This is a genomic window from Paenibacillus sp. FSL k6-2145 (assembly GCF_037976585.1).
In the GTDB taxonomy this organism is placed as follows: domain Bacteria; phylum Bacillota; class Bacilli; order Paenibacillales; family Paenibacillaceae; genus Paenibacillus.
This window is the reverse complement of sequence record NZ_CP150267.1, coordinates 2,301,594-2,315,991: the sequence shown is the minus strand read 5'-3', so window position 1 is coordinate 2,315,991 and position 14,398 is coordinate 2,301,594. Positions and strand designations below refer to the sequence as shown.

Below are 14,398 nucleotides of genomic sequence, written 5' to 3'. Positions count from 1 at the left end.
TTGTGTTTTCCCTTTTCCACTACGTCAGCAGAATCGTCCTCTGATCGCTGTTATCCCCTGATTCCTTTGAACTTATTTTCATAAGTTGGAATCATGTGATAAAGGCGAACGCTTTGCTTCTTCGGACAATTTCTGCTTCCTTCGTTCGGGGGTAAACTCCAAACTTCCCAATTTCATATATGTTGTTGCGTAACTTATTTACGGGTAGCGATGACGGATGTACCTGTCATTTCTTCCGGTTTAGGCAATTGCATCAGGTCAAGGATCGTTGGCGCGATATCTGCCAGGATTCCGCCTTCACGCAGGGTTACATTGGCATCCGTAACGATGAATGGAACTGGATTCGTTGTATGAGCTGTGAACGGACGTCCTTGCTCATCGAACACCATATCCGCGTTACCATGATCCGCAGTAATCAGTACAACGCCGCCTTTGGCAAGTACTGCATCCACAACACGGCCCATGCACTCATCTGTTACCTCAACCGCTTTGATGGTAGGCTCCAGCATACCGGAGTGTCCAACCATGTCAGGGTTAGCAAAGTTCAGAATGATGGCGTCATGTTTGTCTGCTTCGATCTCGCGAACACATGCGTCAGCCACTTCATACGCGCTCATCTCTGGTTGCAGATCATACGTTGCAACTTTTGGTGAGTTGATCAGTACGCGAGTTTCGCCCGGAAGCTCCACATCACGACCGCCGCTGAAGAAGAAGGTAACGTGCGGGTATTTCTCAGTTTCTGCAATACGCAGTTGTTTTTTATTGTTTTGTACCAGAACTTCACCCAGAGTGTTGTCGAGGTTCTTCGGCGAATAAGCCACATAACCTTCAACAGTCTCACTGAACAAAGTCAAGCATACAAAGTGCAAGCCTACAGGGAACTTCGGACCACGATCGAAACCGCGGAAATCCTGGTTGGTGAATACTTGCGACAACTGGATCGCACGGTCAGGACGGAAGTTGAGGAAGATAACGGAATCGCCGCTCTCTACCAAACCTACCGGCTCACCATCCGCTTTGACGATAACCGTTGGTTCAACGAATTCATCAAATACGGACTTCTCATACGATTCTTCAACCGCTTTGAGTGGGTCAGTGTATTTTGGTCCATCTCCATAAACGATGGCGCGGTATGATTTCTCAACCCGTTCCCAACGTTTGTCACGGTCCATCGCGTAATAGCGACCTTGAACCGTTGCGATTTTACCTACACCGACTTCTTCAATCTTAGCGATCAGTTTCTGCATGAAGTCTTTACCACTGTCTGGCATAACATCACGGCCATCCATGAAGGCATGAATATATACATCATTCATTCCTTCTTTTTTGGCCAGATCCAGCATAGCAAACAGGTGGTCGATGTGACTATGTACGCCGCCATCGGACAACAAACCGTAGAGATGAAGCTTTTTGCCGCTTTGTTTCGCTTCGCGAACAGCTTTGACAAGTGTTTCATTGTCATAGAACTCGCCGTCACGAATGGATTTGGAGATACGGGTCAAATCCTGGTATACGATCCGGCCGGCACCAATGTTCAGGTGACCCACCTCGGAATTTCCCATTTGCCCTTCTGGCAAACCTACAGCTTCACCGCAAGCAGTGAGCGTTGTATGTGGGAATTGGCTCATGAAACGGTCGTAGTTCGGTTTCTTGGCTTGCGCTACCGCATTGCCTTCCACCGTGTTACGCAGACCAAAGCCATCCATGATGATCAGTGCTACAGGTTTTGGAGCTGTCATCTTACTTCGCCCCCTCAACAAGCGCGATGAACGAAGCCGGCTGCAAGCTGGCACCGCCAACAAGTGCGCCGTCGATGTCGCTTTGTCCGAGGTATTCTGTTACGTTTTCCGGTTTAACACTGCCGCCGTATTGAATACGAACTGCATTCGCAACCGTCTCGTTGTACAGATCCTTCACCAGCGTACGGATGTAAGCAATAACTTCATTCGCATCTTGGGAAGTCGAGGATTTGCCTGTACCAATCGCCCAGATTGGCTCATAAGCGATAACAACTTGTGCCGCTTGCTCTGCAGACAGACCTGCAAAAGCAGCTACTGTTTGCACTTTGCATACGTCTTTTGTTTGGTTCGCTTCACGCTCTTCAAGCGTCTCACCAAGGCAAAAGATTGGAGTCAATCCGTGACGGAATGCTGCATGCAACTTTTTATTGACAGTCTCATCGGTTTCCGCAAAATATTGACGGCGCTCCGAGTGACCAATAATGACATAATCCACACCCAGGTCTTTCAGCATTACACCGCTGATTTCACCTGTGAATGCACCGTTATCTTCAAAATGAAGATTTTGTGCACCAATTTTGATGTTTGTGCCTTTAACGGCTTCTACCAGGGATGGCAGATTTGTAAACGGTGCGCAGATTACAGTCTCCACGCCTTCAACTTCCGCTTTTCCTTTAACTTCCTGAATGAAGTCATTGGATTCGGAAACCGTTTTGAACATTTTCCAGTTACCTGCGATAATCGGTGTTCTCATGGGTTTCAACTCCTTCATGCTATAGACTACTAAAACTTACTTGTCGTTCAATGCCACTACGCCTGGAAGTACTTTACCTTCCATGAACTCGAGCGATGCACCGCCACCTGTAGAGATGTGGTTCATCTTGTCAGCCAATTTGAACTTCTCAGCTGCTGCTGCGGAGTCACCGCCACCAATTACAGTGTAAGCTTCTGTCTCAGCGCAAGCTTCCGCTACTGCACGAGTACCGTGGGAGAATGGCTCGATTTCAAATACGCCCATTGGTCCGTTCCACACAACCAATTTGGAGTTTTTGATAACGTCAGCATAGATCTCACGTGTTTTAGGACCGATGTCGATGCCTTCCCAATCTGCTGGGATGCCGTCGATGTCAACGATTTGTGTGTTTGCTTTCGCACTGAAATCGTCAGACACTACGATATCTACCGGCAGGTAGAAGTTTTTGCCCAGTTTTTTCGCTTTTTCGATGAAACCGAGAGCAACATCAAGTTTGGAATCATCCAACAAGGATTGTCCAATTTCATGTCCTTGTGCTTTCAAGAACGTGTAAGTCAGACCGCCACCGATGATCACGTTGTCTGCAATGTTCAGCAGGTTGTCGATTACATCGATTTTGTCCTTAACTTTGGATCCACCAATGATGGCTGTGAAAGGACGCTCAGGGTTGGAAATTGCTTTACCCAACACTTCAAGTTCTTTCTCCATCAACAAACCGGACACTGCTGGAAGCAAGTGAGCGATTCCTTCAGTCGAAGCGTGTGCTCTGTGTGCCGCGCCAAACGCATCGTTAACGAAAACGTCAGCCAGTTCAGCAAATTGTTTTGCGAGTTCTGCATCGTTTTTCTCTTCGCCTGCGTGGAAACGAACGTTTTCAAGCAACAATACGTCGCCGTTGTTCAGTTCAGCGATTTGAGCTTTAACAGCGTCACCAACAGAATCGTCAGCTTTAACAACTGTTTTACCAAGCAATTCTGACAAACGCTCAGCTGCTGGAGTCAAACGCAAGGATTCAACCACTTCGCCGTTAGGACGACCCATGTGGCTTGCCAAAATGACTTTAGCGCCTTTTTCAATCAAGAAGTTGATTGTAGGAAGCGTTGCACGAATACGTTTGTCATCTGTAATTTTACCATCTTCGAGCGGCACATTGAAATCTACACGGACAAAAGCCCGTTTTCCTGTCAATTCGATATCGCGTACACTTTTTTTGTTCATCTGTATTTCCTCCGCACCCATGTATTTGGTGGACCCATCAAGGGCTGAAATCCCTTGTCAATCCTGGTGTTTTTGAGAAATTTGCAAAATATTGATATATAAAGAGCGGAAACAATATAGCATCTGTTTCCGCTCTATGTTATTGCAGATATTACTTAATCATTTTTGCAAAGTGCTCCAAAGTGCGAACCAATTGTGCAGTGTAGGACATTTCATTGTCATACCAAGCTACAGTTTTAACCAATTGTTGGTCGCCAACAGTCAGAACTTTAGTTTGAGTTGCATCAAACAGGGAACCGAAAGTGATACCTTGGATGTCGGAAGATACGATTTCGTCTTCAGTGTATCCGAAAGTTTGTGGATCGGAAGCTTCTTTCATTACTGCGTTAACTTCTTCAGCAGTAACTTTTTTACCCAGAACTGTTACGAGTTCAGTCAGGGAACCAGTAGCTACTGGTACACGTTGAGCTGCACCATCCAATTTACCTTGCAGTTCTGGAATTACCAGACCGATTGCTTTAGCAGCACCAGTTGTGTTAGGGATGATGTTTTCAGCTGCTGCGCGAGCACGACGGAAGTCACCTTTAGGGTGTGGAGCATCCAACGTGTTTTGGTCGCCAGTGTAAGCATGAATTGTAGTCATCAAACCTTGAACGATTCCGAATTTGTCTTGCAGTGTTTTTGCCATAGGTGCCAGGCAGTTTGTTGTGCAAGATGCGCCGGAGATTACAGTTTCAGTACCGTCGAGGATTTCATGGTTTACGTTGTAAACGATGGTTTTCATGTCGCCAGTAGCTGGTGCGGAGATAACAACTTTCTTAGCTCCACCTTTCAAGTGTTTCTCAGCTGCTTCTTTAGTTGTGAAGAAACCAGTACATTCCAGAACGATATCTACGCCCAGGTCGCCCCAAGGAAGTTCTTCTGGGTTACGGTTAGCCAATACTTTAACTTCTTTGCCGTTCACTTTGAAGAAGCCATCGTGTACTTCAACATCGCCATCGAAGCGACCTTGAGTTGTATCATATTTGAGCAAATGAGCGAGCATTTTAGCGTCAGTCAAGTCGTTGATTGCTACTACCTCGATGCCCTCTACATTTTGAATACGGCGGAATGCCAAGCGTCCAATACGTCCAAAACCGTTAATACCTACTTTAATCATGAGTAAGTTCCTCCCAAGTTTTGATTAATTTTTTATGAAACTTATATATTCAAGACAGACGGTGAAGTCCGTCAAGACAACAATTGTTGTGTTGCAAAGTAAACCCTTATTCCATTTCAGCAACGATGACTTCGGCAGCAGCCTCATCAATAATCAGAATATCTTCCTGACCAAATCGCAACACGGAATGTATAGCAGCAGCTTTGCTTTTGCCACCTGCAATTCCAATCACAACATCGGTTCGTTCAATATCCTGAAGTCGCATACCCAGTGTAAGCATGGTATGTACCACCTTACCCTGATCGTTAAAGTAATAACCGAAAGATTCAGATACGGCTCCTTGCTCCTGAAGTTCATCTATAATCTCCGTCGCAAGTTTACGTCTTGTCGCCATCTCCACGGCATCACCAATTCCATGAATAACAATGCGCGATTGCCGAATCAGCTGCAGAATCTCCTGAACACTGGGGTCCTGGATTAATGATTCATAGGCATGATCACTTAGCAAATCCGGTACATGCAGGAGTTTGTATTGCGCTCCTACCCGTTTTGCCATTGTGGATGCAATCGTATTTGCCTGAATTTCAAGGCTTTCTCCAAGTCCACCGCGTGCCGGTACGAACCAGACACCTTTGAGCGATGTTGGCGGAGTCAGTTGCTCTGCGACTTCGGCCGTTGTTGATCCGCCAGTAACGGCGACAACGTCGTTGTCACTCATGATATTGCCGAGAGCCTTCGCTCCGGCTCTGCCCAGTTCCCTTTTGGCAAATGGAGAAACGTCCGAATCACCAGGAACCACAACTACCTTTTGCAGACCGTAGGCTTGCTTGATGCGCTCTTCCAGCTCGGATAATCCGAACAACTCTTTGGCTACGGGCTCTAACTGCTGCAGCAAATCATACCCTGCCTCGCTGATCTTCATCCCTGCACTGTCAATTTCAATAAGTCCCTGAGCCTTTAACAGATCGGTCTCAGCCCTCAGAACCCGCTCGGTCATCTGCATGGAATTAGCTAACGTTCTCCGTCCGATCACATCCGATAACATGATCTGTTGCAGAATCGTATACCTCTTTTTTAAGATATCCATGAGATCAGGCAGAAGCTGCTTTTGTACTTCTAAAATCGTTCGCATGCTTTCCACTCCCGCAAGTTCTCGTTCTAGGCTCTCTTTCGTGGCCCTAAAACGTCCCGGGTTAACTTTTTAAGTCCCACGTCTATTCTACCTAAAACTGACGTGACATGCAAGTGTTTCAACGTGTTATTTCGACACGTATTCAGCGTTTGTACGCGCCTATTTTCACAATCCTAGACTTCCATGATCAAGGACTAGCTCATACATACCATATATAGAAGAAACGGAAGAATTCCATCTACATATCGCTCAGAAACACATTTCATACGGCATGTCCAAAACCTCTAATAGCATTTACTTAAATGCACTCTTTATCCTCTCTTCTTCATCATGATCATTTTTGGGTTAATCCAAACCAATACCACAACGAACTGCTTGCAATTAAATATTTCATGAGCTATAATCAATATTGCTGTCACATAATGTGCGCCCGTGGTCCAATGGATATGACGTAGGCCTCCGAAGCCTGAGATCCAAGTTCGATTCTTGGCGGGCGCGCCATTTTTATTTAACAGCTCATAACCCATTTAACCAATGAAACCGGAAAGGTTTCTTTTTTTTGTAAGTTAGTTTGACTTTCTTTGACTTTTTGTTTGGAATTGTTTATTATGTGGGTAATACGGTAACAGTTTAATTATAAACACCAATAACATTTACATTCCAAGGAGGTTTTTCACGTGAGTTTTATTCCAATGGTCGTTGAACAGAGCAACCGGGGTGAGCGCGCCTACGACATCTACTCCAGATTGCTGAAGGATCGTATTATTTTCCTTGGTAGCGATGTTAATGACGTAGTGGCTAATGCCATTATGGCACAGATGTTGTTCCTGGCTGCGGAAGATCCGGAGAAAGACATTCACTTATACATTAACAGCCCAGGCGGATCGATTACAGCCGGTATGGCCATTTACGATACAATGCAATTCATCAAACCGGATGTATCTACCATCTGTGTAGGTATGGCGGCTTCCATGGGCGCATTCTTGCTGAATGCCGGTGCAAAAGGTAAACGTTTTGCGTTGCCTAACAGTGAGATCATGATTCACCAACCACTTGGTGGTGCTCAAGGTCAAGCTTCTGATATCGAAATTCGTGCTCGCCGCATCCTGAAAATGCGTGATACCTTGAACCGCATCATCTCTGAGCGTTCAGGTCAACCGCTGGAGCGGATTGAGAAAGATACAGATCGTGACTACTTCATGAGTGCCGCTGAAGCTGCCGATTACGGTATCATTGATAAAGTTATTGAAAACGTAGGTTCCCAAGGTATCTAAGTGTGATGTAGACCCCGGTCTACGCGTTGACATAATAACACCTAACGTAATCAGCAACATCTCATTATGTTGTTTATACGAGAAGAAGCCCTCATCATAATTATGATGAGGGCTTCTTCTTTTCATTTTATAAGAAAGATAACTGATGAGTGCACAATAATGATTCGTTATTTGGTTCCCGTTACATCGCTAAATGGTTCTGTGCCTTTAGGGAGAATTTCTTTATACGTAAATGGCATTTCAGGGAATCCCTCTGCGTACGCCGTATACTCATACAGCTGGAAGAACACAACCACACCCGTTGGTGTCACATAGAAATCCTGATCTTTATTTAACCCTTTATACCCATCGAGGTATCCACCGCGGGCTTTCAGTTGCTCGCCCACTTTTTTACTCAATGTCTCGCGCATGGTTTTATTATTTTGCAGCACATCATCTAACGTGAGCTCCTTGCCTGTGTCCAGTGCAAAGGTGTGGCCCGTACGGTATGTCATACCATGAGCGCCAGCATAATCTTCGTATCGTTGTGTAATAAGTCCCAACACGCCTTTTTCATTGTACGTCACTACATAAGAGCTCTCAAATGCATATGGACGGTTGGCTGTTGCACCGCCGAATTCAGATGTCTGTTTCTTGAAGTCAGCTACATAAGCATCTACTTCGTCTTTGAGCACTTTGTTGATCGCTGCTTCAGCTTCTTTGCTGGCAAGTCCACTCACCTGTGGATATTGAACATCTACTTCAGCGTTTTTCACAGTGACATTAACTGTTGCCGCTTTAATTTTCACGTTATTTTGTTTCACCTTACTAAGTGTCAACGTTTTGGTTTTGCCATCCCAATTCCCCTGTACACCCAGATAATCTCTCATTGCCGAGAATGGAATATACAATCGACCCTGAATCAATTTCGCTTCCACCTGAGGATAATAACCGTTAATATAAACGTTTGGCTGTCCATCCATCAGGCTAACGGTCATCGCATTGTTGGCTGCTGTTACCGTATATGACTTGGTTTTTGCATCATATTTCAGGGATCCACCTGCCACATCTTTAACTGCCGTAAGAGAGACCCAAGTTGAGCCACCTTGAAGAAGTCCTTTTTGAGTCAGTGTTTTTCCACCCGATTTCAGAGTTACCTCAGCCGGGGTTGTCACTTTCGAGGATACCGATGCTGCCTGAACCGAACTATCCTGCCATACCGAACCGCTACCTACAATAATTCCTGCTGCAAGCAATGCACTTGTCCATTTTTTCCATGATGTCATATATAAAACTCCTCTCAAAATTCACAATTAGGGATCATTGCGTATGTAATCCTGATCTGATCGCATATCTCATACGCTCACCTCTCTATTATAATTAACCCGATTTCGGAAAGGTTTACAGCTCGAGTTACAATGTTGATGAATATCAGACCGAAAATATAAGGGGATATGACCTTTTTGTCACGAACAACTATACAAAAAAGATACCAATAACCAGCATTTCATGTAGCTTCAAAAGGTACCCTCTTCTCCAACTTCATCAAAGTTTGCTTTTCCAACAAAAAAAGACTCTGTCCACAGGACAAAGTCTTTGTCATTATTTCGTTGTACCCCTTCAAATGACTCATGAAAAGGTTACTTGAGTTTACAATCCTAGTTCACTCTTGTTTATTTCATTTCATACGTGATATTCAGGATTGTGCTTACTTTAACCTGGCCTGTTTCAATCTCAGTGCCACCTGCTGTATCTTGTGCTTTGGACATCAACGCCTCGCTTGCATAGAATACAGGCACATTGGCATCACCTTGGCTCACGGAAAGAACAGCACCGAGTTGACGTTTAACTGCTTTTGCAATGGCGCCAGCTTTCACATCTGCATTGGCAACAGCTTTCTCAATCACTTGGGACTCATAACTTTCCGGATTTTCTACAGTAAAGCGCACGTTTTCAATATTGTTGGCACCTGCCCCCGAAGCAGCATCGAGCAACTCGCCAATCTTGTCCATCTCACGATATGTGACAGTCAACGTATGATGCGCTGTATATCCTTTAATTTGCTGTCCGTCTTTTTCGCTATACGTATAGTTGGGTTGTACAGAGAACTGACTCGTTTGAATGTCGTCTGCACTGATCTTCCACGTGTTCTTCAGCAAATTGGATACTTTTTGAACTTTCGCAGCATTCGCTTTTTGAGCAGATGCAGCTGTCTCTGCAGTACTGTTCACACCAATGGACAGATACGCGATATCAGGTTTCACCTGAATCTCACCTTTACCCACAACATTAATCACGTTCTGTTGTACTCCCTGAACCTCTGCAGCGTAAGCATAGTTACCTGGTGCAACCCATGCCGTTCCTCCAACAAGCAACGTACTTGCCACCAGCACCGCACCAAACGGTTTCATCCATTGTTTACCCATCACGATAGCCTCCTTATGTGTTAACATCTCAAACTTTAATCGATTTGATACCTTAACAGACGGGACAAATTCCATAATGTTGCACTTGACGATAGCAAATACGTTAATAACGCAAAAAAGCCCCTTTCGGGACTTCTTCATTGGATTGAACATATCTTATTGGTTTTCGAGCTCTTCCTTGCTTACCAGACTAACTAAAGCGTTTACAGCCTGTTCGGCATCCGCGCCTTCTGCACTAATCTGGATTTCCGTACCTGTGCTAATCGCAAGGCTCATGATCCCCATGATACTTTTTGCATTAACTTTTTTGTCGTCCTTCTCGACGAACACTTCAGACGAGTACTTATTCGCTTCTTGAACGAACAGTGCCGCAGGTCTGGCATGGAGACCCGTTTTCAAACGGACAACTACCGGGTGCTTTGTCATGGAAACTTACCCCCTATTATGAAATCTGGACATTAAATACACAATTATATTTATACAACATTATACCATTAACCCGTGCAGGACACTAGAAGAAAAAACTCAGGGTGCTTTGAAGGACATTATCTTGCCCTAATTTCATCTTTTGCAAAGCACATCCACTGACATAAGTAAGTCCCCTAGATCCTTAAAGGTTGATTTTCCCGACTGTTTCTGTTCAGCAGAAACAGCTGGCCTTGTTACTTTACCCTACGCCGACTTAACCATAACGTTCTGTGCGCACTTTCTCAGCTAGTTCATCAATTTTACGAAGCCGATGGTTCACTCCCGACTTGCTAACTGTACCTTTAAGGAGCTCGCCTACTTCTTTCAAATTGATATCTGGATGAGCGAGTCGAACCTCCGCCACCTCGCGAAGTTTCTCAGGCAACGATTCCAGACCAACTTCCTTTTGTAACAACCGAATATTATCGATTTGTCTTACCGCCGCTCCAATCGTTTTATTCAGGTTGGCGGTCTCACAATTGACAATCCGGTTAACGGAGTTACGCATATCACGCATAATTCGTACATCTTCAAACTTGAACAAGGCCTGATGAGCACCAATGATGCTTAGCAGCTCAATGATTTTCTCGCCTTCCTTAATGTATAGGATGAATCCTTTTTTCCGTTCTATACACCGGGCATTCAGATGAAATTCATTGGCCAGGTCAACCAGTGCCTGACAGTGCTCTTCATACATCGACGCAATCTCCAGATGGTACGAGGAACCTTCCGGATTATTAACCGATCCACCGGCCAGAAATGCACCGCGAAGATAGGCCCGTTTACAACAGTTCTGCTGAAATAACTCCGTATTAATTCCTGGCGTAAACAGAAAACCTTCCGATACAATATGAAGACTGTTGAGAATCTCTTGTACCATGGTTGGAATTCGAACAATATATACATTGTTCTTTTTCAGCCGCATTTTTTTGCGGACCAGTAATTCCGTATGCACTTGAAAATGCTTTTTAAGCAGAGAGTATGCCCGTCTTGCAATGGCGGCATTCTCCGTCGAAATATCCAAGATCACTTTTTTATTCGATAACTGCACTGCACCAAGCATACGGATGAGGGCTGAAAGTTCCGCCTTTTCGCAGCACGGTTCGCTCTCGATCATGGTTAACTCTTTTTTGGTCTGTGCTGCAAACGACATGGGACTTCACCTCTTCCGTAACATCCAATTTTGTACCAGTTGGTAGATGTGATGACTTAACTTGTCGGCATCATGACGCAGATAGGTCTTGAACAGAACTAGGGTATCTGCAACCACCTGATAGCCGGCACTTTCCAGTACATTCATATCCAGGACAACCGGTTTTGCTCCTTTTTCCGCATACTTATTCTGCACTTGCAGCGGAATATCACCATTATTTACGATAACATAGTCGAAGAGCTGATGACCTATATGCTCGTGTACCGCCTTAAGGTGGTCACTTACCGTATAGTTATCCGTTTCTCCCGGCTGTGTCATAACATTACAGATAAACATCTTCACTGCATCAGCCTCTACCACAGCTTCTGCAAGCTTAGGTACGAGCAGATTGGGAAGGATGCTTGTATAGAGGCTGCCTGGCCCGATCAGAATGGCGTCAGCTTGACGAATGGCCTCTACTGCCTCTGGCAACGGCTCCACGTGATCCGGTTCAAGGAAAACACGTTTGATGCGTCCACCTGCCTCAGGGATCTTGGACTCGCCTGTAATAATTGTCCCATCTTCCATCTCGGCATGCAACACAACGGCCTGGCCTGCGGCTGGTAATACCTCACCTCGAACGGCAAACACGCGGCTAAGCTCCCGCACTGCGGTCACAAAGTCGCCCGAAATATCCGTCATTGCAGCCAAAATCAAATTTCCCAAGCTGTGGCCTGCAAGCCCCGCGCCTGTATTGAAACGGTACTTCAACATATCTGAAAGCAATGGTTCTACATCAGCCAGTGCCGTAAGCACGTTGCGAATGTCGCCCGGAGGCGGCATTTGTAGCTCATTGCGCAGGATGCCTGAACTTCCACCGTCATCTGCAACCGTGACGATGGCCGTGATATCCAGCGGCTTTTCTTTCAAACCGCGTAACATCACGGATAATCCGGTTCCGCCGCCCATTACAACTATTCTCGGACGTTCTCTTCGTGGTCCGGCCTCTTTCATCCCTTCACCCTCTTCAATGACGGTCCCGGTCAGCGTCGCGATGGCTTACGGTGACAGCTTCTGTCTCGCTGCTTCCCAACATCTTGCCCAAATATTCCGATATTGCTACCGAACGATGCTTGCCTCCGGTACAGCCGATTCCAATAATAACCTGGCTTTTGCCTTCCTTCCGGTATTGCGGAATCAGGAAATGCAGCATATCCAGCAGCTTGGTCAGAAACGCCTGTGTCTCTGGCCACTTCATAACATATTCGTACACATCACTATTCTGTCCCGTATTCGGTCGCAAATGCTCAATATAATGTGGATTCGGTAAAAAACGTACATCAAACACCAGATCAGCATCAATCGGAATGCCATACTTAAAGCCGAAAGACGTAATATTCACCGACAACATTTGGCTTTCCAGATGAGAAAAGCGGGATATGATACGTTCTTTCAGTTGGGCAGGCTTCATTGTACTTGTATTCAGTACCTGAGTAGCGGAGTTTTTGAGTTCCTCCAACATCTTGCGTTCCAGTCGGATGCCGTCCAGCGGCATGCCCTCAGGAGCCAGCGGATGTCTGCGCCTGCTTTCTTTGTAACGCTGAACAAGTACAGAATCTGTGGCATCCAGGAATAAAATTTCGCAATGAATGGTAAAATGATCTTTAATATAGTTCAAAGACTCGGACAGAGCCGTAAAGAATTCACGCCCGCGCAGATCGATAACCAATGCAACCTTACCAATCTTGCCGTTTGACTGTTCAATTAGTTCCGCAAATTTTGGAATCAATACCGGTGGCAGATTATCCACACAGAAGAAACCCAGATCCTCCAGGCTTTGTACTGCAATGGTTTTCCCTGCCCCGGACATGCCCGTAATGATAATGAGCGTGGCGCCTGTGCCTGGTGAGCCTTCACCTTCAAGCATAAATGTCCCCTCCTTATCATATTGCTGTCTTCATATATTGTTACGAGGTTACTAGGAACGCAAGAGAAGACCTGCTGCACCCACAATACCTGCATTATTACCAAGTGTAGCTTCCAGAATCTGAACCCCTTCTTGCAGTGGTTCAGGTGTCAATTTAGCAAATACAGTACGGATTTCATCAAACAAGAAGTTGCCCGCTTTGGATACGCCACCACCAATGATGAACATCTCCGGGTTAATGACAGCAGCTACAGTAGCCATGGACTTGCCCAGGTAGAAGGCAGCACGGTTTACAATGCGCTGTGCCACTTCATCGCCTGCCTTGGCAGCATCAAATACTTCTTTGGCTGCAATCTTGTCAACGAGTGCCAGTGACGTATGATCACCGCGTTCTACTGCATCCTTCGCCATACGGATAATGCCCGTTGCAGACGATACTGTTTCTACACATCCCATTTTACCACAGCCGCACTTGATGGCCTCCAAATCAGGTACAACACTGATATGACCCAGCTCACCAGCCATACCTGAGAAGCCTTGATAGATGTTTCCATTCAAGATCAAGCCTCCGCCAACGCCTGTACCGAGTGTATAACATACGCAATTGTCTACGCCTTTGCCGGCACCTGCCCATACTTCACCCAGTGCAGCTACGTTCGCATCGTTATCTATTTTGATTGGCTTGCCCAGACGTTCTTCCAGAATCGAACGAATGGCTACATTCCGAAATCCGATGTTAGGGGCATGAACGATAATTCCCTCGCGTACATTCGTGAAACCGGCCACTCCAGCACCTACACCCTCAAGCTGTTCCCAACTGTAAGGTGATTCGGCTACGATATGTCGGACATACTTCTCGATGTTGGCGATGACCGTGTCTACGCCCTTATCCACTTCAGTCGGTCCTTCATACGTATGCATTAGCTGACCTTGTTCATCGCATATACCGACCTTGATTGCTGTTCCGCCGAGATCGACCCCAACGTAGATTTTCTCAGACATGCTGCAAGCCACCTTTATCTATCTAAAATAGTTTAAGTCCTACGTACCAACTATAATTGAAGGATACGCCTGGGTCAAGACGATAAGACCTTGCATGCATCATGCTTTGCCAGGGTTGTGAACCACATCACATAGCATTTTTGAATACGTATACAATCTTATTACCTTCATTTATAAACGCACGCTTC

At 45.6% G+C, this 14,398-nt stretch carries 13 protein-coding genes and 1 tRNA gene; 2 read left to right on the top strand and 12 right to left on the bottom strand.

From position 1 onward, the window contains the following. Nucleotides 1-194 precede the first annotated feature (194 nt). The 5 genes from gpmI to NZ043_RS10220 all read right to left on the bottom strand — a co-directional run bounded on the left by gpmI (nt 195) and on the right by NZ043_RS10220 (nt 6,002). Nucleotides 195-1,739, bottom strand: a complete 1,545-nt coding sequence (gene gpmI / locus NZ043_RS10240; RefSeq protein ID WP_076333468.1) for a 2,3-bisphosphoglycerate-independent phosphoglycerate mutase — start codon at nt 1,737-1,739, stop codon at nt 195-197. A 1-nt stretch (nt 1,740) separates the two neighbouring features. Next, nucleotides 1,741-2,493 (bottom strand): triose-phosphate isomerase, encoded by a 753-nt coding sequence (gene tpiA, locus NZ043_RS10235; protein WP_036616221.1) that lies wholly within the window; start codon nt 2,491-2,493, stop codon nt 1,741-1,743. A gap of 36 nt (nt 2,494-2,529) precedes the next feature. Continuing rightward, nucleotides 2,530-3,711, bottom strand: a complete 1,182-nt coding sequence (locus NZ043_RS10230) for a phosphoglycerate kinase (RefSeq protein WP_062837743.1) — start codon at nt 3,709-3,711, stop codon at nt 2,530-2,532. A gap of 151 nt (nt 3,712-3,862) precedes the next feature. Next, nucleotides 3,863-4,870 (bottom strand): type I glyceraldehyde-3-phosphate dehydrogenase, encoded by a 1,008-nt coding sequence (gap, locus tag NZ043_RS10225; protein WP_056695277.1) that lies wholly within the window; start codon nt 4,868-4,870, stop codon nt 3,863-3,865. A 106-nt stretch (nt 4,871-4,976) separates the two neighbouring features. Beyond that, nucleotides 4,977-6,002, bottom strand: a complete 1,026-nt coding sequence (locus NZ043_RS10220) for a sugar-binding domain-containing protein (RefSeq protein ID WP_091038648.1) — start codon at nt 6,000-6,002, stop codon at nt 4,977-4,979. Nucleotides 6,003-6,428: 426 nt separating this feature from the next. Here NZ043_RS10220 and NZ043_RS10215 point away from each other — a divergent pair. Further along, nucleotides 6,429-6,503: transfer RNA gene (locus tag NZ043_RS10215), tRNA-Arg, on the top strand. Between the two features lie 176 nt (nt 6,504-6,679). Next, the gene (gene clpP, locus NZ043_RS10210; protein WP_017691245.1) at nt 6,680-7,276 is read left to right on the top strand and encodes an ATP-dependent Clp endopeptidase proteolytic subunit ClpP; all 597 of its coding nucleotides are present in this window, start codon (nt 6,680-6,682) and stop codon (nt 7,274-7,276) included. A gap of 167 nt (nt 7,277-7,443) precedes the next feature. Here the strand turns inward: clpP and NZ043_RS10205 are convergent, their stop codons facing one another. The 7 genes from NZ043_RS10205 to NZ043_RS10175 form a co-directional block, all read right to left on the bottom strand. Continuing rightward, a complete protein-coding gene (locus NZ043_RS10205) occupies nt 7,444-8,541 on the bottom strand; it encodes a DUF4163 domain-containing protein (protein ID WP_339311642.1) in 1,098 nt (365 codons plus the stop codon). A 387-nt stretch (nt 8,542-8,928) separates the two neighbouring features. Next, the gene (locus NZ043_RS10200) at nt 8,929-9,681 is read right to left on the bottom strand and encodes an SIMPL domain-containing protein (protein ID WP_074092967.1); all 753 of its coding nucleotides are present in this window, start codon (nt 9,679-9,681) and stop codon (nt 8,929-8,931) included. 156 nt (nt 9,682-9,837) lie between these two features. Beyond that, nucleotides 9,838-10,107, bottom strand: coding sequence for an HPr family phosphocarrier protein (locus NZ043_RS10195; RefSeq protein WP_017691248.1), 270 nt, complete (start codon nt 10,105-10,107; stop codon nt 9,838-9,840). A gap of 256 nt (nt 10,108-10,363) precedes the next feature. After that, nucleotides 10,364-11,302 (bottom strand): DNA-binding protein WhiA, encoded by a 939-nt coding sequence (gene whiA / locus NZ043_RS10190; RefSeq protein WP_091038642.1) that lies wholly within the window; start codon nt 11,300-11,302, stop codon nt 10,364-10,366. A gap of 6 nt (nt 11,303-11,308) precedes the next feature. Then, complete coding sequence (locus tag NZ043_RS10185; RefSeq protein ID WP_017691250.1) at nt 11,309-12,295, bottom strand: YvcK family protein; 987 nt, start codon at nt 12,293-12,295, stop codon at nt 11,309-11,311. Nucleotides 12,296-12,308: 13 nt separating this feature from the next. Continuing rightward, a complete protein-coding gene (gene rapZ, locus NZ043_RS10180) occupies nt 12,309-13,208 on the bottom strand; it encodes an RNase adapter RapZ (protein ID WP_047841457.1) in 900 nt (299 codons plus the stop codon). 51 nt (nt 13,209-13,259) lie between these two features. Further along, nucleotides 13,260-14,210, bottom strand: coding sequence for an ROK family glucokinase (locus NZ043_RS10175; RefSeq protein WP_062837749.1), 951 nt, complete (start codon nt 14,208-14,210; stop codon nt 13,260-13,262). Nucleotides 14,211-14,398: the final 188 nt, after the last annotated feature.

Excerpts from the sequence above, each read along its gene's own strand:
- NZ043_RS10175 (WP_062837749.1), bottom strand. The coding sequence starts at position 14,210 with ATGTCTGAGAAAATCTACGTTGGGGTCGATCTCGGCGGAACAGCAATC.
- NZ043_RS10220 (WP_091038648.1), bottom strand. The coding sequence starts at position 6,002 with ATGCGAACGATTTTAGAAGTACAAAAGCAGCTTCTGCCTGATCTCATG.
- NZ043_RS10195 (WP_017691248.1), bottom strand. The coding sequence starts at position 10,107 with ATGACAAAGCACCCGGTAGTTGTCCGTTTGAAAACGGGTCTCCATGCC.
- NZ043_RS10205 (WP_339311642.1), bottom strand. The coding sequence starts at position 8,541 with ATGACATCATGGAAAAAATGGACAAGTGCATTGCTTGCAGCAGGAATT.
- NZ043_RS10185 (WP_017691250.1), bottom strand. The coding sequence starts at position 12,295 with ATGAAAGAGGCCGGACCACGAAGAGAACGTCCGAGAATAGTTGTAATG.
- NZ043_RS10200 (WP_074092967.1), bottom strand. The coding sequence starts at position 9,681 with ATGGGTAAACAATGGATGAAACCGTTTGGTGCGGTGCTGGTGGCAAGT.
- rapZ (WP_047841457.1), bottom strand. The coding sequence starts at position 13,208 with ATGCTTGAAGGTGAAGGCTCACCAGGCACAGGCGCCACGCTCATTATC.
- gap (WP_056695277.1), bottom strand. The coding sequence starts at position 4,870 with ATGATTAAAGTAGGTATTAACGGTTTTGGACGTATTGGACGCTTGGCA.
- gpmI (WP_076333468.1), bottom strand. The coding sequence starts at position 1,739 with ATGACAGCTCCAAAACCTGTAGCACTGATCATCATGGATGGCTTTGGT.
- NZ043_RS10230 (WP_062837743.1), bottom strand. The coding sequence starts at position 3,711 with ATGAACAAAAAAAGTGTACGCGATATCGAATTGACAGGAAAACGGGCT.
- tpiA (WP_036616221.1), bottom strand. The coding sequence starts at position 2,493 with ATGAGAACACCGATTATCGCAGGTAACTGGAAAATGTTCAAAACGGTT.
- whiA (WP_091038642.1), bottom strand. The coding sequence starts at position 11,302 with ATGTCGTTTGCAGCACAGACCAAAAAAGAGTTAACCATGATCGAGAGC.